The 20291-nt window shown below is 67.4% G+C and carries 19 protein-coding genes and 3 tRNA genes; 11 read left to right on the forward strand and 11 right to left on the reverse strand.

The genetic code is table 11. From position 1 onward, the window contains the following. Positions 1-107 precede the first annotated feature (107 nt). The 6 genes from ABDC78_RS05230 to ABDC78_RS05255 form a co-directional block, all read right to left on the reverse strand. Positions 108-425, reverse strand: a complete 318-nt coding sequence (locus tag ABDC78_RS05230) for a hypothetical protein (protein WP_178357830.1) — start codon at positions 423-425, stop codon at positions 108-110. A 136-nt stretch (positions 426-561) separates the two neighbouring features. Next, positions 562-867 carry a hypothetical protein gene (locus ABDC78_RS05235; RefSeq protein ID WP_178357831.1) on the reverse strand — a complete coding sequence of 102 codons (306 nt, stop codon included), beginning with the start codon at positions 865-867 and terminating at the stop codon, positions 562-564. Between the two features lie 200 nt (positions 868-1067). After that, the gene (recD, locus tag ABDC78_RS05240) at positions 1068-2738 is read right to left on the reverse strand and encodes an exodeoxyribonuclease V subunit alpha (protein WP_178357832.1); all 1671 of its coding nucleotides are present in this window, start codon (positions 2736-2738) and stop codon (positions 1068-1070) included. Then, complete coding sequence (gene recB, locus ABDC78_RS05245) at positions 2735-6043, reverse strand: exodeoxyribonuclease V subunit beta (RefSeq protein WP_178357833.1); 3309 nt, start codon at positions 6041-6043, stop codon at positions 2735-2737. The genes recD and recB overlap by 4 nt, the downstream gene beginning before the upstream one ends. Continuing rightward, positions 6043-9330 (reverse strand): exodeoxyribonuclease V subunit gamma, encoded by a 3288-nt coding sequence (gene recC / locus ABDC78_RS05250; protein ID WP_178357834.1) that lies wholly within the window; start codon positions 9328-9330, stop codon positions 6043-6045. The genes recB and recC overlap by 1 nt, the downstream gene beginning before the upstream one ends. Positions 9331-9466: 136 nt before the next feature. After that, positions 9467-10213 carry a DUF3060 domain-containing protein gene (locus ABDC78_RS05255; RefSeq protein ID WP_178357835.1) on the reverse strand — a complete coding sequence of 249 codons (747 nt, stop codon included), beginning with the start codon at positions 10211-10213 and terminating at the stop codon, positions 9467-9469. A gap of 124 nt (positions 10214-10337) precedes the next feature. Here ABDC78_RS05255 and ABDC78_RS05260 point away from each other — a divergent pair, with 124 nt between their 5' ends. Next, complete coding sequence (locus ABDC78_RS05260) at positions 10338-11441, forward strand: FAD-dependent oxidoreductase (protein WP_178357836.1); 1104 nt, start codon at positions 10338-10340, stop codon at positions 11439-11441. Here ABDC78_RS05260 and ABDC78_RS05265 read toward each other — a convergent pair. The 5 genes from ABDC78_RS05265 to ABDC78_RS05285 all read right to left on the reverse strand — a co-directional run bounded on the left by ABDC78_RS05265 (position 11419) and on the right by ABDC78_RS05285 (position 16117). After that, positions 11419-12411, reverse strand: a complete 993-nt coding sequence (locus ABDC78_RS05265) for a magnesium transporter CorA family protein (RefSeq protein ID WP_178357837.1) — start codon at positions 12409-12411, stop codon at positions 11419-11421. The two genes, ABDC78_RS05260 and ABDC78_RS05265, sit on opposite strands and share 23 nt — an antisense overlap. A 101-nt stretch (positions 12412-12512) precedes the next feature. Beyond that, positions 12513-13214 carry a crotonase/enoyl-CoA hydratase family protein gene (locus ABDC78_RS05270; protein WP_178357838.1) on the reverse strand — a complete coding sequence of 234 codons (702 nt, stop codon included), beginning with the start codon at positions 13212-13214 and terminating at the stop codon, positions 12513-12515. Positions 13215-13307: 93 nt separating this feature from the next. Further along, positions 13308-14330, reverse strand: a complete 1023-nt coding sequence (locus ABDC78_RS05275) for a DUF2235 domain-containing protein (RefSeq protein ID WP_178357839.1) — start codon at positions 14328-14330, stop codon at positions 13308-13310. A gap of 148 nt (positions 14331-14478) precedes the next feature. Then, positions 14479-15303 (reverse strand): DUF4352 domain-containing protein, encoded by an 825-nt coding sequence (locus ABDC78_RS05280; protein WP_347133336.1) that lies wholly within the window; start codon positions 15301-15303, stop codon positions 14479-14481. 97 nt (positions 15304-15400) lie between these two features. Next, positions 15401-16117, reverse strand: a complete 717-nt coding sequence (locus ABDC78_RS05285) for an MBL fold metallo-hydrolase (protein WP_178358707.1) — start codon at positions 16115-16117, stop codon at positions 15401-15403. 158 nt (positions 16118-16275) lie between these two features. On the opposite strand from ABDC78_RS05285, the gene ABDC78_RS05290 reads away from it, so the two are divergent. The 10 genes from ABDC78_RS05290 (at position 16276) to rplK (ending at position 20225) form a co-directional block, all read left to right on the forward strand. Beyond that, positions 16276-16348, forward strand: a tRNA-Thr gene (locus ABDC78_RS05290). Positions 16349-16387: 39 nt separating this feature from the next. Then, positions 16388-16461: transfer RNA gene (locus tag ABDC78_RS05295), tRNA-Met, on the forward strand. 51 nt (positions 16462-16512) lie between these two features. Beyond that, the gene (gene rpmG / locus ABDC78_RS05300; protein WP_003929651.1) at positions 16513-16680 is read left to right on the forward strand and encodes a 50S ribosomal protein L33; all 168 of its coding nucleotides are present in this window, start codon (positions 16513-16515) and stop codon (positions 16678-16680) included. A 67-nt stretch (positions 16681-16747) separates the two neighbouring features. Continuing rightward, positions 16748-17227, forward strand: coding sequence for a (3R)-hydroxyacyl-ACP dehydratase subunit HadA (gene hadA / locus ABDC78_RS05305; RefSeq protein ID WP_178358708.1), 480 nt, complete (start codon positions 16748-16750; stop codon positions 17225-17227). Continuing rightward, on the forward strand, positions 17214-17642 hold the full coding sequence (gene hadB / locus ABDC78_RS05310) for a (3R)-hydroxyacyl-ACP dehydratase subunit HadB (RefSeq protein WP_178358974.1): 429 nt from the start codon (positions 17214-17216) through the stop codon (positions 17640-17642). Before hadA ends, hadB begins: the two co-directional genes overlap by 14 nt. A 12-nt stretch (positions 17643-17654) precedes the next feature. Then, positions 17655-18164 carry a (3R)-hydroxyacyl-ACP dehydratase subunit HadC gene (gene hadC, locus ABDC78_RS05315; protein ID WP_178358709.1) on the forward strand — a complete coding sequence of 170 codons (510 nt, stop codon included), beginning with the start codon at positions 17655-17657 and terminating at the stop codon, positions 18162-18164. 151 nt (positions 18165-18315) lie between these two features. Continuing rightward, positions 18316-18388, forward strand: a tRNA-Trp gene (locus ABDC78_RS05320). Between the two features lie 66 nt (positions 18389-18454). Then, positions 18455-18904, forward strand: a complete 450-nt coding sequence (gene secE, locus ABDC78_RS05325; protein WP_178358975.1) for a preprotein translocase subunit SecE — start codon at positions 18455-18457, stop codon at positions 18902-18904. 49 nt (positions 18905-18953) lie between these two features. Further along, positions 18954-19751, forward strand: a complete 798-nt coding sequence (nusG, locus tag ABDC78_RS05330) for a transcription termination/antitermination protein NusG (RefSeq protein WP_178358710.1) — start codon at positions 18954-18956, stop codon at positions 19749-19751. Between the two features lie 42 nt (positions 19752-19793). Continuing rightward, a complete protein-coding gene (gene rplK / locus ABDC78_RS05335) occupies positions 19794-20225 on the forward strand; it encodes a 50S ribosomal protein L11 (protein WP_178358711.1) in 432 nt (143 codons plus the stop codon). Positions 20226-20291 lie beyond the last annotated feature (66 nt).

Below are 20291 nucleotides of genomic sequence, written 5' to 3' on the forward strand. Positions count from 1 at the left end.
TGGTGAACCGTGTACGACTCACGCAACAACTTAGCGAGTGTTCGGTGCTCTCCGGTACATGCGACAGGGGCACCCCTGGTGAGATGCCCCTCGCAGTGCGGCGGTGGTCAGCCGATGTCGACGAAGTAGAAACGGCCGGTGTTCTCCACGACCCGGTCGGTGTTGTTGCGATTGTCTCCCTGGCGGTCCATCTTCACGACCACTTGCATCATCTGCGGGCCGGGCCGGACCGCCACGACGTCGGCTTCCTCAATTGGAACGCTGCTGACTCGGTTGACCACGACGTAGTTGCCGTCCGCCTTGAGCATCTCGATCATGTCCACGGCGTTGCCTCCCCCGGGGGCCGCTGCTGCGGGTGCGGCCAATCCGACGATCGCGGCTGCGAGTCCGGCGAATCCGGCAGTGGTGAGAGTGGTGATGTTCATGAGTGGGCCTGCGCTTTCTGCGGTCTGAACGGCTTCTTACTCGGGGGTGTGGCGACAGGCTGAAGGCGTTACACGGGTCGGACGCTTCACGACAAAGGGGCGCCTCCTGGTGGAGGCGCCCCTTTGTGTGGGGGTGTCAGTTGACGTCGACGAAGTAGACGTGGCCGGTGGTCTCGAGGATCCGGTCGTCGCCCTGGGCGTCCCAGACGTACTCGTTGATCGCCGGGCCCTGGCGGACCGAGGTGACGCTGGAAGCGTCGAGTGCGGTGGAGCCCTGGCGGTTGACGATGACCCGGTTCCCGTCGGCTTCGAGTGAGCTGATGGTGTCGGTGGCGGAGCCTCCGGCGGGGGCGGCGGCGGCCGGTGCGGCCAGGCCCACGAGGGCGGCGGCGAATCCTGCGACAGCGGCGGTGGTGGCGGTGATGGCGGTGGTGTTCTTCATTGTTCTGCTCTTCCCTATGTGTGGATCTTGTTGCTTCTGACCGGTCCAACCGCGCCCCCGCAGTGTTCATTTCCCCTGGCAGCAATTGAGCGACCCCTGGCAGAAACCCACCCCCAACCCCCGCCGAAACGGTATTCCACGCGCCAAAAACCCACGAAAGACCGCACAGAACGCAATCTCGGCGAACAGGGGAAGGGGTCTCAGCGCAGGCGGCGGGCCAGGCCGGACGCGCGGACGACCCGCCGCGAGATCGCCTCCCGGATCGCCGGCTCGGAGCCGACGACCCGCACCCGGTGCTTGGCACGGGTCACAGCGGTGTAGAACAGCTCGCGGGTCAGAAGCCGCGATTCCTCCTGCGGCAGCAGCACGGTGATCTCGTCGGCCTGGCTGCCCTGGCTCTTGTGAATGGTCATCGCATGCATGGTGTCGACGTCGGAGAGTCGGCCGGTCGCGAACTCCACCGGTCCGGCGCCCGACCCGACAACCGCGCACAGCCCGGTCCCGCGTACCACCGTCACGCCGGTGTCCCCGTTGTACAGGCCGAGCCCGTAGTCGTTGGCCGTCACCAGCACCGGCCGCCCGGCGTACCAGTCGGTCCAGATCGGTTCACCCGTCGAGTCGGTCAGCCACCGCTCGATCTGCCGGTTCCAGTGCTGTACGCCGAATAGTCCGCGGCGGTGGGCGCACAGCAGCCGGTGCTCACCCAAGGCCGCCAACCCCGCCGCGCCGTCGCCACGCACTGCAGCCTCACGCAGCCGCAGTGCGTGCGGCAGCAGCACGGTGCGTAGCTGTTCACCGGGCTCGTCGGTGTCGAGCCACTCGATGTGCTCGCCACCGGCCGCGAGCAACTCGATCACCCGGTCGTCGTCACCGTCGCGGATGGCGGTCGCCAACGCGCCGATCGACTCGCCGAACCGATGTGAGGTCTGCAGTGACACGATCCGGACGTCGTCGCGCCCGCCGAGCCCGTCGACCAGGTCCGCCAGTACAGCACCGGCTTCCACCGAGGCCAACTGATCCGCGTCGCCGACCAGCAGTAGGCGGCTGTCCGGGCGCACCGCCTCCAGCAGTCGGGCCATCAGCGTCAGCGAGACCATCGACGTCTCGTCGACCACGATGACGTCGTGGGGCAACCGGTTCTCGCGATGATGGCGGAATCGCGACGAGTTGCCCGGCAGCGATCGCAGCAGCCGGTGCAGCGTCGAGGACGTCAACTCCGGCAGCCGATCCCGATCGACCGGATCGAGGGCGTCGACCTCCAACTGCACTGCTTCCAGCAGTCTCGCGGCGGCCTTGCCGGTCGGCGCCGCCAGCGCGATCCGCAGCGGCGGCTGCCCGGCCAGCGACGCCTGCTCGGCCAGAAGCGCCAGCAACCGGGCCACGGTGGTGGTCTTCCCGGTGCCGGGCCCTCCGGTCAGCACCGTAAGTGATTGTGTCAGCGCGACTTCGGCCGCCGATCGCTGCTCCTCCCAGCCTGCGGGGAACAACCGATCCAGGCTCGGCACCGTGCCGCGCAGCGTCGAGGCCAACAACGCCAGCACGTCGTCACACACCTGCTGTTCCTCGAGCCAGTACCTGTCGAGATACAGCAGGTCGCCGAAGAGTCGCAGCACCGGCGTCTTGACCACCATCGGGCTGTCGGTGACCGCGGCCAGCCAGTCATCGGGCGCCGGCCAGGGTAACTCGGGACGTCCGACCTGTTCTGCGACCGAGCGCAGATCGACGCACACCGACCCGCCGCGAAGCGCTCTCACTGCGACGGCGACCGCCAATGCGACTGTTTCGTCGGGCTCCCCGGCGAGCGCGGTCAGACGTCGCGCGACGTGGATGTCGGCTGGTTCGAAGAGGTCGGTGAACGTCTCGAGGATCATGCCGCGACCGCCCCGGCAGCGAGGAGATCCGACATGGCGGTGATCAACGATGCCGGTGGCTGCCAACTGAACACCCCGGCAGGATGTCCGTCGACCACCGGGGTCTGCTCGCCGCACATTCCGCGCACGAACAGGTACAGCACTCCGCCCAGATGCACCTGCGGGTCGTAGCCGGGCTGACGCCATCGCAGAAAACGATGCAGCACAACGCAGTACAGCAGCGCCTGCAATGGGTAGTCGGAGTGCAACATCGCCTCCGCCATCCGCGACTGACCGTACGCGGCGGATGTCAGCGGCTTCTCGGGTTCACCCAGCCAGTTGGTCTTGTAGTCGGCCACGAGGTATCGCTGCCCTACGCGCAGCACCACGTCGAGTGAGCCCGTCAGGTAACCCCTCAGCGACTGCCCGGCCAGCGCTCCGCTCGACAGCCGATCTGCGTACGACACCAGCGGGTCGTCGGCGGCCACATGCTGAGCGAACAGCTTCCCGACGTCGGCCAGTGATATCCGCGGCGCGTCGGCACGCAGGTCACCACCGGCGAGGGGGAACTCGAAGTCCATCTCCCGCAACCGGTCCCGGAATCCGATGTCGCGCAGCGTCACGCCCGAAGCCAACGGTCCCAGGGGCGTGTCGTGCATCGGAACCAGCGCGGCGGCGAGTTCCCCTGCCGGTACGTCGACGGGCCACCAGACCGAGTGTTCGTGGATCTGCGCCTCGAGTTCGGCGGCCAGATCGGAGGCCGACGGGTCCGCCGTCTCCAACACCGCGTGCACCAGCGTGCCGAACTTTGCACCCATCGGCAGGTCCGCCATCGGCGAGGGGACCGCCACCACGCCCGCGTCGGCAGGATCGGGCACCGGCTTGTCGGCCAACGCGCCGGGGGTCTCGTCGTCCTTCTCCACCACTTCGGGCTCGCTGGACACCCCACCGGACGACTCCGCGGCGCGGATCAGGCCGGAGTACGACGTGCGCCGCCACGACGCATCGATGTGACGATCGAAGGTGCGCACCGCGAGACCGGTGGGAGGCGCGGATGGCCGGACCCCGGCATCGGATGCCACCACCGAATCCTCGAGCACCGGACCGCCCCGATCGGACCAGGCGCGCAGCGCCGCCATCGCGTCGGCGTCGTCCGGTACCGGTGGGTCACAGCGATCGGGGACGACCGGATCACCGGGGGCGCGGCCGCGCAGCAGGCGTGACAGCCCGCCGTTGGGCTCATCCCACGACGGCGCCCACCAAGCCACCACCTGCGACTGGGCGCGCGTCAGCGCGACATAGGTGAGCCGGACATCGTCGGAGGCGGCTTCGCGCCTGCCGAGCTTCGTCACCTCGGAGTAGTCCGGGCTGGTCTCACCGCCGATGTGCAGACAGCGCCGCGCTCCGTCGTGGAACAGCACCGCCTCATTGGTCCGGATGTTGCGGTTGAACGCGAAGGGCAGGTACACCACCGGGTACTGCAGGCCCTTGCTGGCGTACACCGTCATGATCTGCACGGCAGCGGCATCGCTGTCGAGGCGGCGGTTGCGTTCGGTTGCGCCACTGCGCTCTTCGCGCTGGGTGCGAAGCCAGTCGCGCAGCGCAGGCAGGCTGAAGTGCTGATGATGGGCGGCGTCATGGAGCACCTGGGTCATGTGGGCGAGGTCGGTGACGTGCCGCTCGCCGTCGGTCCACGACAGCACCCGGCGCCCCATGCCTGCGAGTTGCGCGGCCTCGTAGACCGCCGAGATGCCGCGCTCGCGGACGTGGTCGGCCCACCCGCGGATCGTCTCGGCGACCCGGTTGGTCAAATCATCACCTTGTGTCGCAAGGTCTTCGGCGGTGTGGCCGAAGAACATCGTGGTGGCTGCCGCCCGGACCAGGCCGGTGCGGTGTGGCTGGTCGAACGCCTCCAGCAGGCAGAGCCAGTCGTCAGCGGCATCGGATCGAAAAACATCCGAATCACCGGTGTAGACGGCCGGGATGCCGGCCTCGGTGAGCGCGTCGAAACACGGCCGCCCGTCCTTGTGCATCTCGACGATCACCGCGATGTCGCCGGCCTTCAGCGGGCGTCCGTCGTACGTCGCCCCGCTGGTCAGAAGCGCGCCGATGTCGGCTGCCAGATCGCGGGGAATGTGTTCGCGCAGTTGGCCGATCGTGATTGTCTTGTCCTGCCGGGTCCTGATGGTGTCGCGGGACACCACCCGCAGCCGGAACGGATCATTGTGCGGGGCGCCGGCCAGTCGGTGCCCCTGATGGTGGGCCTCGACCGGGCGCACGACGATGTCGCTGTTGCCGAGTTCGGCGTCGCGGAGCACGGCCTGCAGGCTGTCGACGAGCACCGCGTCGCTGCGCCAGTTGGTGCCCAGCGTCCGGCGTTCTCCTGCGGTTGCTGCGGCGTGCAGATAGGTGGTGATGTCGCCGCCGCGGAAGGCATAGATGGCCTGCTTCGGGTCGCCGATGAGGATCAGCGTGGAGTGGCCGCTGAACGCCCTGTCGATCACCTGCCACTGCACCGGGTCGGTGTCCTGGAATTCGTCGACCATGACGATCGACCACCGCCGGTGCATCCGCGCCCGAGCGGGTGAATCGGCGGCCTCGAGCGCGGTGGCCAGCCGGCTCAGCAGGTCGTCGTAGCCGAGGATGCCGCGGGTGCGCTTGCGGCGCTCCAGCTCTGCGCACACCGCCGTCGCGAAGTCCATCCGGACGGCGGCGGGTCCACCCTCGGGTGGCCTGACCGGCCGCAGTTCGGCGCTCGGATTCTGGACGACGGCGCGTGCCAGGGCCAGTGCGTCGCCGCGGGACAGCGGCGGGTCGTCGTGGCTGCGGCCGAAGTGCGCGAGGTAGAGATCGTCGACGATCTCGACCACCAGATCGTCGAGGCTCTCGGCCAGTGTCACGCCTGCGTCGGTGTCGCCGGCCACACCAAGCGATTTGAGCACCAGATGACAGAACTGGTGGGTGGTCGCGATGGTGGCTGCGTCGAAGCCGGCGAGGGCGTCACGAAGCCGTTGTTCGCGGGCGCCCAGTTCCTCGGGGGTGCCTGTGAGCAGATGCGCAAGGAGTTCGTTGTCACCGGCCCTCGTCGGATCGTGGAACGCCGACACCGCGTCGAGGATCTGCCCGCGAACGCGTTCGCGCAGTTCCTGGCTGGCGGCCTTGCTGAACGTGATCAGCAACATCTCGTCGAGCGTCGCCACGCCGTCGGCCAGGTACCGCGTCACCAGTCCGGCCAACGCGAACGTCTTGCCGGTGCCCGCGCTGGCCTCCAACACCGTCGTGGTGTTGCGCGCGGGCAGCGGGCCGAGCAGATCGAATGTCGGCATCACGTGGGCACCCCTTCCGCCCGCAGCATCGGCAGCCACAGCCGCGCGGCGTACGCGCCGAGTCGAGTGCTCTCACCGTCGGATTCCTCGCCCGGGCGCACCGGCTGGAGCAGGACGTCGAGCTTCGACCGTCCCCACACCCGCACGTGCGCCGGCTGCTCGTTCTCACCCGGGAACGTGCCGGAGTTCCATTTGTAGCCCGCCTGCTTCTCGGGAAAACCGCGGGTGTGTCGGCACTCCGCCCATGCATAGGAAGTCTTGAGCGGCAGGGGGATCGGCTCGCGACGCCCGGCGTCGTAGATGGCCACGAGATCACCGAGCACGTCGACTGCGAGCACCTCGGGAGGCCCCAGCGTCCGCTCCGAGGGTGGGCCACTGCGTCTGGGGCGCCCGATGCACACCGCGGACCATTCCCGTTCCGGATAGCGAGAGATCAACGCCAGCAATTGGATCCACGACTCCAGCAGGTGCCGCCCATCGAGCTTCGAGTACGTGACCGTGACCAGCCGGTCGCTGTACACGCGGGGGACGGTGCCGGTGACCCGCCTGCCGTTGCCGACGTCGATGTCGACGTCGTAGGCCGTCGGTGGCGTACCGCGGTGCTGGTGTGCGGCAACCGCGAGCGCGGCGGCCTGATCACGGATCTCCAGTGCCTTGCGCCACCCGAGTTGACCCGGCGGCAGCGAACCGCGCCGCCACTCGGCCTGCTGCGCCTCCTTCGGGTGCATCCCACGCTGCATGTCGTCGAGCATGCGGTCGCCGATCTTCCACTCCTGCAGGGCGTCGATCTCGACGGGCATCGCATCGTCGATCGCATCGACGTCCCACGGCAGCGTGTAGTCCAGCGCGCGGAAGAAGCCCTTGACCGGGTCGCGGAAGAAACCGATCAGGTCGTCGAGTGCGACATCGTCGGGTGGCGGCGCCGGCAGCGGCTTCCCGAGCAGAGCAGGGCGTTGCGCACGGGCACCGGCGGCGACCTCGGCGGCAGTCTGCGCGGTGGGGTCGAACGTGAAGGGCCGGCCCGCGGGCATGTTGAGCGCCCCGGGGGTGACATTACGAACATCGAAGGGCTGCAGCGGGTGTTCCACCAGGACCTGACTCCGCACCTTCGTCGGCGTGGTGATGTCGAGGGCGTCCAGTAGCTCCATCAGGGGTACCGCGGGAGGTCTACGCTGCCCGGACTGCTCGTTGGAGCCGGTGTAGGTGATGACCAGCTTCTCGGTCGCAGCCCCGATGGCGTCGAGCAGCAGTTGCCGGTCCTCGGAACGGATGTCGCGCTCACCGGTCATCGGGGCACGGGCCAGCGCGTCGTCGCCGTCGACGACGCCCAGTCGCGGGAACACCCCGTCGTCGAGGCCGACCAGGCACACCACCCGGTGTGGCACCGAGCGCATCGGCACCATCGTGCAGACCGTCAGCGTGCCGGTGCGGAAGTTGGCCCGTGTCGGCCGTCCGGCGAGGTGGCGGTCCAGCAGCGCGCGGATGTCGGGCAGGCGCAGCACGGTGTCGCCATGGTGTCCGGCGGATGCCCGCACGCCGCTGAACTCGCGCTGCACCTGGCTGGCCTGCCACGCGTCGGCGTCGGCGACGGCCGTCAGGTCCGTGATGCCGTCGGCGAGCGCGGTCAGCCAGTCACCCAGTGGCCTTGCCCCGGAAAGTGATTCGTTGACGGCGTGCAACCGTTCGATGTACTCGGCGAGCCGGCCGGCCAGCTCAACCCGATTGCTGCCGACGTCGTCGAGCGGCAGCGTGGTGTCGAGCCAGGCGCGCGAGTCGTCGGACATCGCGACCCCGGCCAGAACCCGGTCGATGCCGAACCGCCAGGTGTTCTGCACAAAATCGACGCCGAACGGGTGGCGGTGGGCCGAGTCGAAGCCCCAGCGGATGTTGGCCTCGCGCACCCAGTCGCCGATGGTGTCGAGGTCGTCGTCGCTGAAGCCGAACCGGAACCGGACCGGCGCGGACTCGGCGAGGTCGAGGATCTCGCTGGCGGTCGCCCGACCCCCGGCGAGGGTCAGCAGCTGTGCTGCGACACCGAGCAGCGGGTTCGTCTGGGTCAGCGCCCGGTCGGCGAGCTTGACCCGCAGCCGGTGCGCGGGGTGCGCGCCCTCGACGACGTCGCCGAGACCGAAGCCCGCGACGATCAGGGGTGCGTAGGTCTCGATGTCCGGGCACATCACCAGAATGTCGCGCGGTTCCAGCGTGGGGTCGTCGGCCAGCAAGCCCAGCAGTACCTCCCGCAGCACGTCGATCTGCCGGGCCGGACCGTGGCTGCTGTGCACCTGCACCGAGCGGTCATCGGGGGACGGTTGACGGCCGTCCGGCCGGACCGCATTGGCGGCGATGTCGGATTGCAGCCAGCCCAAGAGGGATTCGGTACGATCGGCCGATCCGAGGCACTCGTCGGTCTGCGTGTCCGTCGGCAGGGTGCGCCGAAGTTCGCGTACGTCGCGCCCGAGGGTGGCGAGCAGCGGATGCCGCGCGTAGCGGTGGGACGTGTCGTCGCCGCGGGAGGTCACGCCGCGGACATCTTCGAGGGAACGCCACAGCTCGTTGCTGGGATGTGGCAGCCACAGGTGCAGATCGTGGTGGGTGCTCAACGCGTCGAGCAACTCGATCTCGGTGAGCGGCAGCCGGGTGTGGCCGAACAGCGACAGCCTGTCGGGAAGATCGGTGCCGGAGTTCTGTAGTCGGGCAACGGTTTCGGCGTGCCGGATGTGTGGCGGGTCGGCGTCGACGTGATCGAGGAGGGCGCGATAGAGCTCGGGTTGCCACTGCAGGTCCGGTTCGAGGTCGTCGGTGCGACCGCCCAACCAGTCGACGAGAAGCTGCGGGCGCTGACGGGCATAGGAGGCGAACAGGCCGGCGAGCCTGCGGGCGACGGCGTAACGCCTGCCCTGTCGAAGCTCCTTCTCCTCGCCGACGGCGAAGTGGCCGAGGTGGGTGGCGAGCGTGGTGCACCACGGTTCGTCGAGTGAGCTGTCGATGACGTCGAGCAGCGGCCACACCATCACCTCCGGTGACCACGGGTCGTCGTCCGGCAGCCCGGTCAGTTCGGCGATCAGCGACGACGGATGCCGGAACGTCACGCCGGCACACACGCCGTCGTCGGCGGCGCCCCGGCCCAGGACATGCGAGAGCCGCTGGCTGAGCCAGCGCTCCATCCCGCGGGCGGAGACCAGGACGAGTTCCTCGGCGAACGGATCGGGAAGCGGCGTGGCGAGCAACTCGCCGAGGCCGTCGGCGAGCAGATCGGTGCGGTCGGCGCGGTGGAGGTGAAGTGCCATCGGGTGTCAGCGCTGACCGGCGAGACCCGGTGCTGGTGCGCGGTGGCTCATCGTCATCTCCCCTCACTGACAGGCAGACCCTATCTGCGGGCACCGACACCGCACACCCGCGGCCGCCTGAGCAGGCCGGGTGGCCTCAGCCCTGTTCGACGGTGTTGCCGGTGCCCGAGGTCGAGATCTCCGGGGCTCCGGCGCGGTAGGTCACCTGGTTGTCGAAGCCCGACGCGGTGATGCTCTGCGCGCTCTCGACGGTGATGACGTTGTCCATGCCCGACACCGAGACCCCGGCGCAGTTGCCCTGGATGTCGATGGTGTTGGTCATGCCGCTGATGTTCACCGTGCCCTGATTGCACACCACCGTCTTGGTCTGCTCGATGCCGCCGAAGCTGAGGGTGTCGCCCGCTCCGACGGTGACGACCTCGCCGCCGGGGTCGAACGGGACCTCGATCTCGGGGATGTCGATGTCGACGTCGGGGACGTCGACGGGTCCGCCGCCGCCGGAGATGCCGGGAGACGGTGGTCGCGTCGGCGAGTCGGTGCCCGAGCCGGCGAGGTTGACGTACGCGACGAGCCCGACGGCGCCGAAACCGATGATCCCGATCACCACCAGCGGTATCAGCCAGAGCATCGTCTGGGGGCGCTTGTGCACGACGTGCTGCGGAGGGGCGTAGTAGGGCGACCCGTACTGAGGTGATCCGTACTGAGGTGATCCGTACTGGGGGTACGCCTCCGGCTGTGGGCTGTACGGATGGTGCGGCACGGGCACGTCCGCCGACGGAATCGCCTCATAGGGGCGGGTCCCCAACTCGCTGGCCTGCGCCTGATCGGCGAGCGGACGCTCGAGGTCGCGGATACGCGCTTCGGGATCGCCCTCTGGCTCCATGCGCAGATGTTTGCACACCGGAACGCCCCAGCTCAACGGTTGCAGGCCGAAGGCGGATCTGACCTAAAGCTGACGATTGCCCGCGCCGCGGTTCGGGGGTGTGCCGGCGTGGTACCCCTGCGCCATGGCGGCACCCGGTTTTCTGGTCATCGGCAGCGGCCCCGCGGGGGTCAGCGCTGCCGAGACGTTCCGCAGCAGACACCGTCACATCCCGGTGCGCATCCTGTCGGCGGACCCGGCGCTGCCCTACGCGAAGCCACTGTTGATCAAGGAGTATCTGCGCGATCGTCAGGCCAACCTCGATCTGCACAGCGCCGGCTGGTTCGACCGAACCGACATCGATCTCATTCGTGGTGTGACCGTGGAGCGAATCGACATCGCTGCCCAGGAGGTGGTCACCGCCGGTGGCGTTCGCTACCCCTACTGGCATCTGGTGCTGGCATCCGGTTCGGCGTCGGTTCCGCTGGACGTCCCCGGTTGGGACCTCGCGCAACCGCTGCGGTCCTTCGCCGACGCGGTGGCATTGAAGATGGCAGCACGGCACGCCCGGTCCGCGTTGGTGATCGGTGCGGGCCTGATCGGCTGTGAGGCGGCGACGTGCCTGGCCGGGCTCGGTCTCGACACCACGGTCATCGCGCCCGAGGCCGTGCCCCTTCAGCGCAGATTCGGGGTGGACGTGGGCGAGCGCGTGGTCAAGATGCTCTCCGATGTCGGAGTCCGGTTCATCGGGGCGAGCACGGTGGGTGAGGTCGCGAGCACCGGCGTGGTCCTGACAACCGGCGAGACCGTCGACGGTGACGTCGTTGTCGCCGCGACGGGTGTTCGCCCGGACATCCGACTCGCCACCGCCGCCGGACTGGAGACCCGCGACGGTCGCATCGTCGTCGACGCACACATGCGCACCTCTGCCCGAAACGTATATGCTGCAGGCGATATCACGCTCGCGCACAATGTCGCGGCCGGGCGCAGCGTCATCGCTGAACACTGGCGCGACGCGGCTCAGCAGGGACTCGTCGCCGGGCTCACAGCGGCAGGGTTTCCGGCGGAGTGGGACAGGGTGTCCGGATTCACCTGCGGCATAGGTGAATTCACCCTGCATTATCGGGGATGGAGTGCGCACTACGACTCGTGCAGGCTGGTCGAGCGGCAGAACGGCTTCAAAGTGATCTACCAGGCTGCCGGTGGCATCGTCGGAACGTTGGACGCTACAGCCAGTCCCGCTTCTTGAACATCACAAAGAGCACGATCACCAGCACCGCGATGATCGCTGTGCTCGTCACGAAGCCGCCCACCGTCTCGATTCCCGGATACAGCACGTTCTGACCGTAGAAGCCGGTGATCGCCGTCGGCACTGCGATGATCGCCGCCCAACCGGTGAGCTTCTTCATCACGATGTTCAAGCGGGCGTCCTGCAGCGACAGGTTCGTCTCGAACACCGTTGTCACCATGTCGCGCAACGATTCCGTCCATTCCGAGACCCTCAGCACATGGTCGTAGAGGTCGGCGTACACCGGATCGAGTTCCACGGCGGTCTTGGCGTCCATTCGACGGTGCTGGATCACCGTCACCACCTCGCGCATCGGCAGCACCACCCGGCGCAAGGCTACGAGGTCCTTGCGCAGCCGGAAGGTGTTGCGCTGCAGTCCACCTCGCGGTACCTGATCGGCGAACAGGTCGTCCTCGAGGCTTTCGATCCCGTCGTCGAGGCACTGGACCGCGTCGAAGTGGCCGTCGACCACCACGTCGAGCAGGCCGTGTACCAGTGAGCCGACGCCGTGTTCCTGACCTCCGAGTTCGTCGAAGCGCCGGGACACCGCGTCGATGTCGAACTCCGGCGAGAGTCGCACCGTGATCAGCCCGCGCGGCAGGATGAACCCGGAGATCCGGTGGATCTGCAGCGTGGACTCCGCGGTGTCGGCGGGCGGGGGATTCTTGACCGTCACCTCGTACACGGTGAAGAACGTGTGCGTTTTGTAGACCACGGCCTTGGTGCGTTCGGCGTCGGCGAGGGCGTCCTCGACGGCCCACGAGTTGAGCTGCAACTCCTCGGCGAGTTCCTTGAGAATCGCGTGGTCGGGGTCGTAGATGTCGCACCACACCAACGTGCCTTCGGCGTCGAGGCATTCCGAGATCGACGAGAACTCGAAGTCGTCCTGGGGCTTGCCATCGCGCCAGATCCGGCCGCGGACGTGGGTCACCCGCTCATCATTGCAGCCTCGTGGCCCGCTGAGTGTGAAGCGAGGGCTGTGCTCAGGGCCGATTTCGCGACCGGGAATGCTATTCCGCGGGGGAGGGGTGACTAGCTGAGGGTGAATTCTGTTGCCAGGCCGTCGATCCCGGCGCGGATGGCGTTCAGCGCCCCTTCGCGGGCCTTGAGCTTGGTGGCCAGATGCGCGCCGGCGTTCAGCGTCGTCGCCGCCTCCTGGGCCACCTGCTGGGCGCGTGCGAGCACCTGGTCGGCTTCGACGATCTCGTCGAGCCAGCCGGCGGCGATCGCCTCGTCCCCCACGAACGTCGACGCCAGGGCGGTGCCACGCTGGAACGCCGCCGGCGTCAGCCGCATCCGCATGATCTCGATGGCCGAGATCGGGATGGTCATGCCGATCGCCACCTCGATGGCCTGGCACCGTGATTTCGGCGCACCCACCCGGTGGTCGGCGGAGAGCAGCAGGAACGATCCCATCGCGATCGCGGGGCCGGTCGCGGCGATGATCACCGGCACCGGGAACGTCAGCGTCCGCACCGACAGTTCGAAGCCGCCGGCGAGCATCCCGAGTGCGGCGGCGGCATCCCCGGAGGAGAACACCGCCAGATCGAACCCGCCGCTGAACACCCGTGAATTACCCGCGAGGACGACCGCTTTGGCCGCGTCGGCCTCGGCCCGGTCCAGCGCCTCGTTGATCGCGCCTTGCATCGCAGGCCCCAGCACGTTGACCTTGCCGTCATCGAGGGTGATGGTGGCCACGGAATCCGTGAGTTCGTAGGAAACGGTGCTGGTCATGGGTCCTCCTGTCGCGCCGGGTCAGGCGGATCGAACCTAACAGCGTCGCCGCACCCCTCACCCAGCCGGGTTTGGCTTCGCGCACCGGGCTTCTCAGGAGGCGGCCGCCAGCATCGGCGTCGACGGCGCCGACGCCAGGCGTTCGGAGCGGGCCTCCCACTCCGTGTCCGCCCAGTGGATGCGGGCGGGAAGCCGCCGCCAGTACGACGGATGCACCCGCAGATAGCCCTCGACACTGGAGTGCACCGCCGCATCTGGTGGAACTCTGCGCAGTGCCACCGGGTGCGCGCTGCCGGCAAGGGCGTCGACGGCGCAGGGTGCCGGCCGGTCCGACGGCGTCAGCACGGCACCGGCGGCCACAGCGCCGTCGAGGACCCAGTCCAGGGCGATGTCCGACAGCGCGGCGCACGCCCCCCGGCCGCCGACGACATCACGGTGGCTGCCACGAAACCAGACCTCCTCGACACCGCCGGCCGCAGGGCAGAGGGATTGCGCTGCGAACGGCCCGTAGCCGCCGTCGATGGCGACGGCGTGACGCGCGACGGCGACGTTGGTGAGCGGTTCAGGCCGGTCGGGGGGTGGCACTCCCGGCACCCCGATGGTGTCCCACAGGCCCAGGAAGTCGACGTCGACCGCGATGTCGCCGCGCCCGACGAGCTGTGCCACCAACGTTCCGAGGCGCTGCCAGTCCGATGCGGTGCGGCGGGTCCGTGGCATGGCGCACGTCGACAACACGTACTGCGTGAAGTCTGTGGCGGGCCACCCTCCGACATCGGGTCCTCGCAGGACTCCGACCGTGCCCAGCAGCCGGGTGAGTGCTCGCGCGCAGGAGGCGCCGCGGCCTCCGCCGAACAGGAAGAGCCGATCGCCGGGCACCCAGCGCTGGACGACGAACTCGTAGGCCTCGATCACCGACGTTCGGGCGACGTCGAGCGCCGCGGACGGCCGCCGTCGGACGGCGAAGTGATACCGGTCGGGCGACTGAGGGCCCGCGGGCGACCAGACGATCTGGTTGTCGTCAGAGCGCATCAGCGCGCGCAGAGCCGATGTGTTGGTGACCTCCGACGGCCGGGAGCGGTCGCGGGAGTGGTCGAAAAACAGCGCGATGTTCTTCACGAAGACCCCCGACGTGAGTGGGTGAGAGCGCTGTCTGACGAGTTTGCCAGAATCGTGGTGCGGTGTCTTCGCTTTGCCGTCGGTTTTCGGAATTCTGCGGCGATTACTTGCAATCGGCAGCTGTCGTCCACGCGGCCGACAGCATTAGCTAGGAGAGCGGCACCTCGACGCCGGGGCTGATCGGGTCCGCGTGCAACTCGATGGACTCGGGTGTGGTCCCCGTCGGCACGTCGAACGCGACCGAGACGTCCGCCTGATCCCCTGGGTTCAGCTCGGCGAGCGCCCCGCCGGTGTAGAACGTCGCCTCGTCATCGATCGAGTACACCGTGCCACCCGCGTTGAGCTTCTGGAACGTCCCGAGGAACGTCGCCGGCGCATCGCTGACGTTGGTCACCGTCATGTGAACGACGATGTACTCGCCCGCGGCGGTCTTCTCGACCGGAACGTCGGCGGAGGCGACGGTCGATCCGACCTCGGTGCCGTGCACCGTGAACGCCAGGGCTCCGTCGACGACATCGCCGGTCTCGGCCTGCGGTGGTGCCGCCGTGGTCGCCTCGGCGGAGGTTTCGGGCGGTCCGTCACCCCAGCCGCCGCCCTCGCTGGTGGTCGTCGGCGCGGTCTCGGACGTCGTCGGATCATCGGTGGCATCGATGCTCACCGAACCGTCGTCGGCGAAGAACGCCGCGTAGACCGCGACCGCGACCAGCACCGCCAACAGGGCCGCGCACACCGACAGGTAACGGACGAGCAGCCGTCGGTGGTCTCCGTCGCCGGCCGGCGCTTCCTCGGGGGCGCGGTGAGCGCCGGCATGGTCGGGTTCCGCAGCCGCAGCCGTGGGCGGGAGAGGTGGGGGTGGGGGAGGCTGCGGTGCAGGGGCGCGGTGTTCGGTCCACGCGTGGCCGTCCCAGTACCGCTGGCCACCGGATCCGTCGGGGTCGGAATACCACCCTGCGGGCGTTTGCGGTGTTGTCATCGCGGTGCGTCCTCCGTTGAGCGCCCGCGGGGCCGAGCACCGGCCGATTATCCCATGACCTGCGCGTTGGTCGAGGAAAACCGGGGTAGCCGGGTGGTCAGCCGCCCATCAGCATGCGCCACTGGTCCAGATTGCTCGCGCGGTAGACGTAGTTGGTGTGCCGGACGTCGGACAACGACGCGCTCGGCTCCGCCGAGTACCAGTGCCCGGGGAAGACCGTCGGATCGCCGGGCAGCTGTGCCAGCGCCTGCAGGCTGTGGAACATCTCGTCGACGTTGCCGCCGGGGAAGTCGGTGCGCCCGCACCCTTCGAGGAACAGAGTGTCACCGGCGACGAGGCGGCCGTCGAGCAGAAAACACTGGCTGCCGGGGGTGTGGCCGGGGGTGTGGAGCAGTTCGATCTCGATGTCGCCGACGCTGACCCTGTCGCCGTGCTGATGAGACGTCAGCTCGCTGGGTGCGATTCCGGTGACACGCGAAACCCATTCCGCCTCATGGGTGTTGACGTGCACCGGCACGCTGGCGCGGTCCAGCAGTTCGGCCAGTCCCTTGAGTTCGAACCCCATCATCGAACCGCCGATGTGATCGGGGTGATGATGGGTGACCAGCACACCCGACAGATGCATGCCGTCGGCCTCGAGCGCGTCGACCAGGTCCCGGGCCGCGTAAGCGGGGTCCACCACCACGGTGTCGCCGGTCTGCCGGTCTCCGATGAGGTAGGCGAAGTTGCGCATCTGCTGGGCGATCATGTCGTCGGCCGCGAAGTCGCGGCCCGCGAGCAGCTGCTTGAAGTAGAGGCGGTCTGAATCGGCCATGACGGTCAGCGTATGCACTCGGTAAGGTGGAGACCGCGCTCAGGGTCGTCCGCGGTCCAGCAGTGACCAGCGGTTTGGCGCCGCAATCGGTGAGAATGTACCCTCTTTAAGGCCCATCGCTCGGCGATGGACCTCAGATCCAAAAGCAAGGTAGCAGCGCCCCCTTAGCTCAGTCGGTAGAGCGTTTCCATGGTAAGGAAAAGGTCAACGGTTCGATTCCGTTAGGGGGCTCGGTGGTTCGGGAGCGGTACGCCGGCCCGTGCCCATCGGGGCGGTGTAGCTCAGCTGGTTAGAGCGCACGACTCATAATCGTGAGGTCGGGGGATCGAGTCCCCCCACCGCTACAAGCACGACGTGGAAGACCGAGTTCGTAGATTTAGGAAGAGGCACCTGACGTGGCGTCCAGTACAGACGTACGGCCGAAGATCACTTTGGCATGCGAGGTGTGCAAGCACCGTAACTACATCACCAAGAAGAACCGTCGCAACGATCCCGACCGGCTCGAGATCAAGAAGTTCTGCCCGAACTGCGGCAAGCACCAGGCTCACAAAGAGTCGCGCTGAGCGATCCGACGCGGGCCGAGTGCGTCGATTCACGGTTATTCAGGTTGACTAGGTAGGTTCAACACTCGTGTCGTTCTTGGACGGTTATGTCGGGTCGCACTTTCGCTACCCGGACCACTACGTGGTCGGCCGCGAGAAGATCCGCGAGTACGCCGTCGCCGTCAAGAACGAGGACGCGGCGTTCTTCGACGAGAAGGCCGCCGCCGAACTCGGCTACGACGCGCTGCTGGCGCCGCTGACGTTCATCTCGGTGTTCGGTTACCAGGCGCAGGTCGCGATGTTCGACGCGGTCGGCATCGCCATCTCCGACGCGCAGATCGTCCAGGTCGATCAGATAGTCAAGTTCGCCAAGCCCATCAAGGCCGGCGACAGGCTGTACTGCGACGTGTGGATCGACTCGCTGCGCAAGGCGCACGGCACCGACATCATTGTCACCAAGAACATCGTCAGCACCGAGAACGGCGACGTGGTCCAGGAGACCTACACCACCCTTGCGGGACGTAGCGAAGAAGACGGAGAGAGTGGCTTCAGCGATGGCACTGCGTGAGTTCAGTTCGGTCAAGGTCGGCGATCAGCTCCCCGAGAAGACCATCCCCCTGACCAGGGCTGACCTGGTCAACTACGCCGGGGTGTCCGGTGACCTCAACCCGATCCACTGGGACGACGAGATCGCCAAGCAGGTCGGCCTGGACACCGCGATCGCGCACGGCATGCTCACGATGGGTCTCGGCGGCGGATACGTCACGTCGTGGGTGGGCGACCCCGGCGCCGTCACCGAGTACAACGTGCGGTTCACGGCGGTGGTGCCGGTGCCCAACGACGGCAAGGGCGCTGAGATCGTCTTCAACGGTCGCGTGAAATCCGTTGATACGGAGAAGAAGTCGGTCACCATAGCGTTGAGCGCGACCTCCGGTGGAAAGAAGATATTCGGCCGCGCCGTCGCGATCGCGACGCTGGCCTAGGCGGCTTCGACCATGGCTCTCAAGATGGACATCCGCGGGGTGGTCTGGCAATACCCCGACACCTACGTCGTCGGCCGCGAACAGGTGCGTCAGTACGCGAAAGCGGTCAAGGCCCTCGACCCGGCCTCACATGACGAGGATGCCGCCACCGAACTCGGGCACAGCAGCATCGTCGCTCCGCCGACCTTCATGGCGATCTTCGCGGTGATGATCCAGAACCACTTCTTCCAGCACAACGACATCGGCATGGAAACCATGCAGATCGTCCAGGTCGACCAGAAGTTCCTGTTCCACAATCCGATCAAGGCCGGCGACGAACTGACGGGCACGCTGTACGTCCAGACGGTCGACGAGCGCTTCGGCGCCGACATCGTCACCACGCGCAACGTGGTCGCCCGCCCGGACGGCGAGGTCGTGATGGAGTCGTACACCACGCTGATGGGGCACGAGGGTGACAACTCGATCTCGGTGAAGTGGGATCCGGAGATCGGCCAGGTCGTCCGTACCGCCACGGTCGAATAACCCGCCTGTGGCGTGGCCCCGGATTAGTAACTCCGCCGGGGTGAAGGCTACAATCGGTCCTCGGGGTTTTCCCAGTTGAGCGCGCTGTCCGTCGGCTTTGATCGATCGAACGGAGAGCGCGCGAATTGTGTGGGCCTCTGACCCGCTATGAAGGGGCGTAGCTCAACTGGCAGAGCAGCGGTCTCCAAAACCGCAGGTTGCAGGTTCAAGTCCTGTCGCCCCTGCAACTGAATACTCGACAAGTGTGGACACTGGAAGGTGACCACACAGGAAACAACGAAAGGCATGCGGTGAGCGACGAGCGCGAAGGTGCCGGCTCCGCAGACACTGGCGCCAACACCGACAGCGGTGACACCGGCGGCCAGACGGCGGTTGTGACACGACCGCTGCGCCCCACCGGGAAGCGGTCGCGTCGCGGTGCGGCACCCGAGACGGACGCCGACGACACCGACGATGCGCCCGATACGGACAGTTCGGGCGGCGACGACGGCGACAAGGGCGGCGGCGGTACCAAGAAGACCGCCAAGAAGCCCAAGGACGGACCGTCGCGCAACCCGTTCGCCTTCATCCTGAACTACCTGCAGGAAGTCATCGGTGAGCTGCGCAAGGTCATCTGGCCGAACCGCAAGCAGATGGTCACCTACACGACCGTCGTGCTGATCTTCCTGGTTTTCATGGTGACGTTGATCGGGTTCACCGACCTGGGTCTCGGCCGGCTCGTGATGATGGTGTTCGGCTGACCCGGGTGGGTTGGCGAACACCGACAGTGAAATTGAGAGAGGACTACACGTGACAAGCTTCGACGGCGAAACGCCTTCGGGTGACACCGTCGACACCATCGAGGTCGACGAGGCCAACGCCGAGGTCGCTTCGGAAGCCGAGGGGACCGACGAGGACGCTGCGACCGCTGAGGTAGCCGACTCCGCCGAGGCTGCTGACTCCGCTGAGGTTGCTGACGAGGACGAAGACCCTGCCGTCGCGCTCAAGAAGGAACTGCGCCTCAAGCCGGGCGAGTGGTACGTCATCCACTCCTACGCCGGCTACGAGAACAAGGTGAAGGCCAACCTCGAGACCCGCGTGCAGAACCTCGACGTCGGCGACTACATCTTCCAGGTCGAGGTGCCCACCGAAGAGGTCACCGAGATCAAGAACGGTCAGCGCAAGCAGGTCAACCGCAAGGTGCTGCCCGGCTACATCCTGGTTCGCATGGAGCTCAACGACGAGTCCTGGGGCGCGGTGCGTAACACCCCCGGCGTGACGGGATTCGTCGGAGCCACCTCGCGTCCGTCGCCGCTGTCGCTCGACGACGTCGTCAAGTTCCTGCTGCCGCCCGCCGCAGCCAAGAAGCCGGCCAAGAGCACATCCGGTGCGGCCGCTGCCGCCGAGACCGGCGGACTCGAGCGTCCGGAGATCCTGGTCGACTTCGAGGTCGGCGAGTCGGTCACCGTCATGGACGGCCCGTTCGCGACGCTGCCGGCGTCGATCAGCGAAGTCAACGCCGAACAGCAGAAACTCAAGGTGCTGGTGTCCATCTTCGGCCGCGAGACACCCGTCGAACTGACCTTCACCCAGGTCGCCAAGATCTAACCGGCACTCGTGCCCACGTAAAGAAAAGGAACACCACAGAGCATGGCCCCGAAGAAGAAAAAGGTCGTCGGGCTGATCAAGCTGCAGATCCAGGCCGGGCAGGCCAACCCCGCCCCGCCGGTTGGTCCCGCGCTCGGTCAGCACGGCGTCAACATCATGGAATTCTGCAAGGCGTACAACGCCGCGACCGAGTCGCAGCGTGGCAACGTCATCCCCGTGGAGATCTCGGTCTACGAAGACCGCACCTTCACGTTTGCGCTGAAGACCCCGCCCGCGGCGAAGCTGCTGCTCAAGGCGGCAGGCGTGGCGAAGGGCTCCGGCGAGCCGCACAAGACCAAGGTCGCCAAGGTGTCCTGGGATCAGGTGCGCGAGATCGCCGAGACCAAGAAGGAAGACCTGAACGCCAACGACATCGATCAGGCCGCCAAGATCATCGCCGGGACCGCCCGGTCGATGGGGATCACCGTCGAATAATTCGGCGTGATCCACCGTTGAGACTGCACTGAGGGCGACAAAGTCCGAGTGTGGACCGCCGTGAGC

This window comes from Mycobacterium sp. DL (genome assembly GCF_039729195.1).
Classification (GTDB): Bacteria; Actinomycetota; Actinomycetes; order Mycobacteriales; family Mycobacteriaceae; genus Mycobacterium; species Mycobacterium hippocampi_A.

Bases quoted from the DNA above. Each gene is read 5' to 3' on its own strand.
- ABDC78_RS05230 (WP_178357830.1), bottom strand. From the start codon at position 425: ATGAACATCACCACTCTCACCACTGCCGGATTCGCCGGACTCGCAGCC.
- recD (WP_178357832.1), bottom strand. From the start codon at position 2,738: ATGATCCTCGAGACGTTCACCGACCTCTTCGAACCAGCCGACATCCAC.
- ABDC78_RS05235 (WP_178357831.1), bottom strand. From the start codon at position 867: ATGAAGAACACCACCGCCATCACCGCCACCACCGCCGCTGTCGCAGGA.
- ABDC78_RS05270 (WP_178357838.1), bottom strand. From the start codon at position 13,214: ATGACCAGCACCGTTTCCTACGAACTCACGGATTCCGTGGCCACCATC.
- hadB (WP_178358974.1), top strand. From the start codon at position 17,214: ATGGCACTGCGTGAGTTCAGTTCGGTCAAGGTCGGCGATCAGCTCCCC.
- ABDC78_RS05260 (WP_178357836.1), top strand. From the start codon at position 10,338: ATGGCGGCACCCGGTTTTCTGGTCATCGGCAGCGGCCCCGCGGGGGTC.
- recC (WP_178357834.1), bottom strand. From the start codon at position 9,330: ATGGCACTTCACCTCCACCGCGCCGACCGCACCGATCTGCTCGCCGAC.
- ABDC78_RS05255 (WP_178357835.1), bottom strand. From the start codon at position 10,213: ATGGAGCCAGAGGGCGATCCCGAAGCGCGTATCCGCGACCTCGAGCGT.
- ABDC78_RS05280 (WP_347133336.1), bottom strand. From the start codon at position 15,303: ATGACAACACCGCAAACGCCCGCAGGGTGGTATTCCGACCCCGACGGA.
- hadC (WP_178358709.1), top strand. From the start codon at position 17,655: ATGGCTCTCAAGATGGACATCCGCGGGGTGGTCTGGCAATACCCCGAC.
- rplK (WP_178358711.1), top strand. From the start codon at position 19,794: ATGGCCCCGAAGAAGAAAAAGGTCGTCGGGCTGATCAAGCTGCAGATC.
- recB (WP_178357833.1), bottom strand. From the start codon at position 6,043: ATGCCGACATTCGATCTGCTCGGCCCGCTGCCCGCGCGCAACACCACG.
- ABDC78_RS05285 (WP_178358707.1), bottom strand. From the start codon at position 16,117: ATGGCCGATTCAGACCGCCTCTACTTCAAGCAGCTGCTCGCGGGCCGC.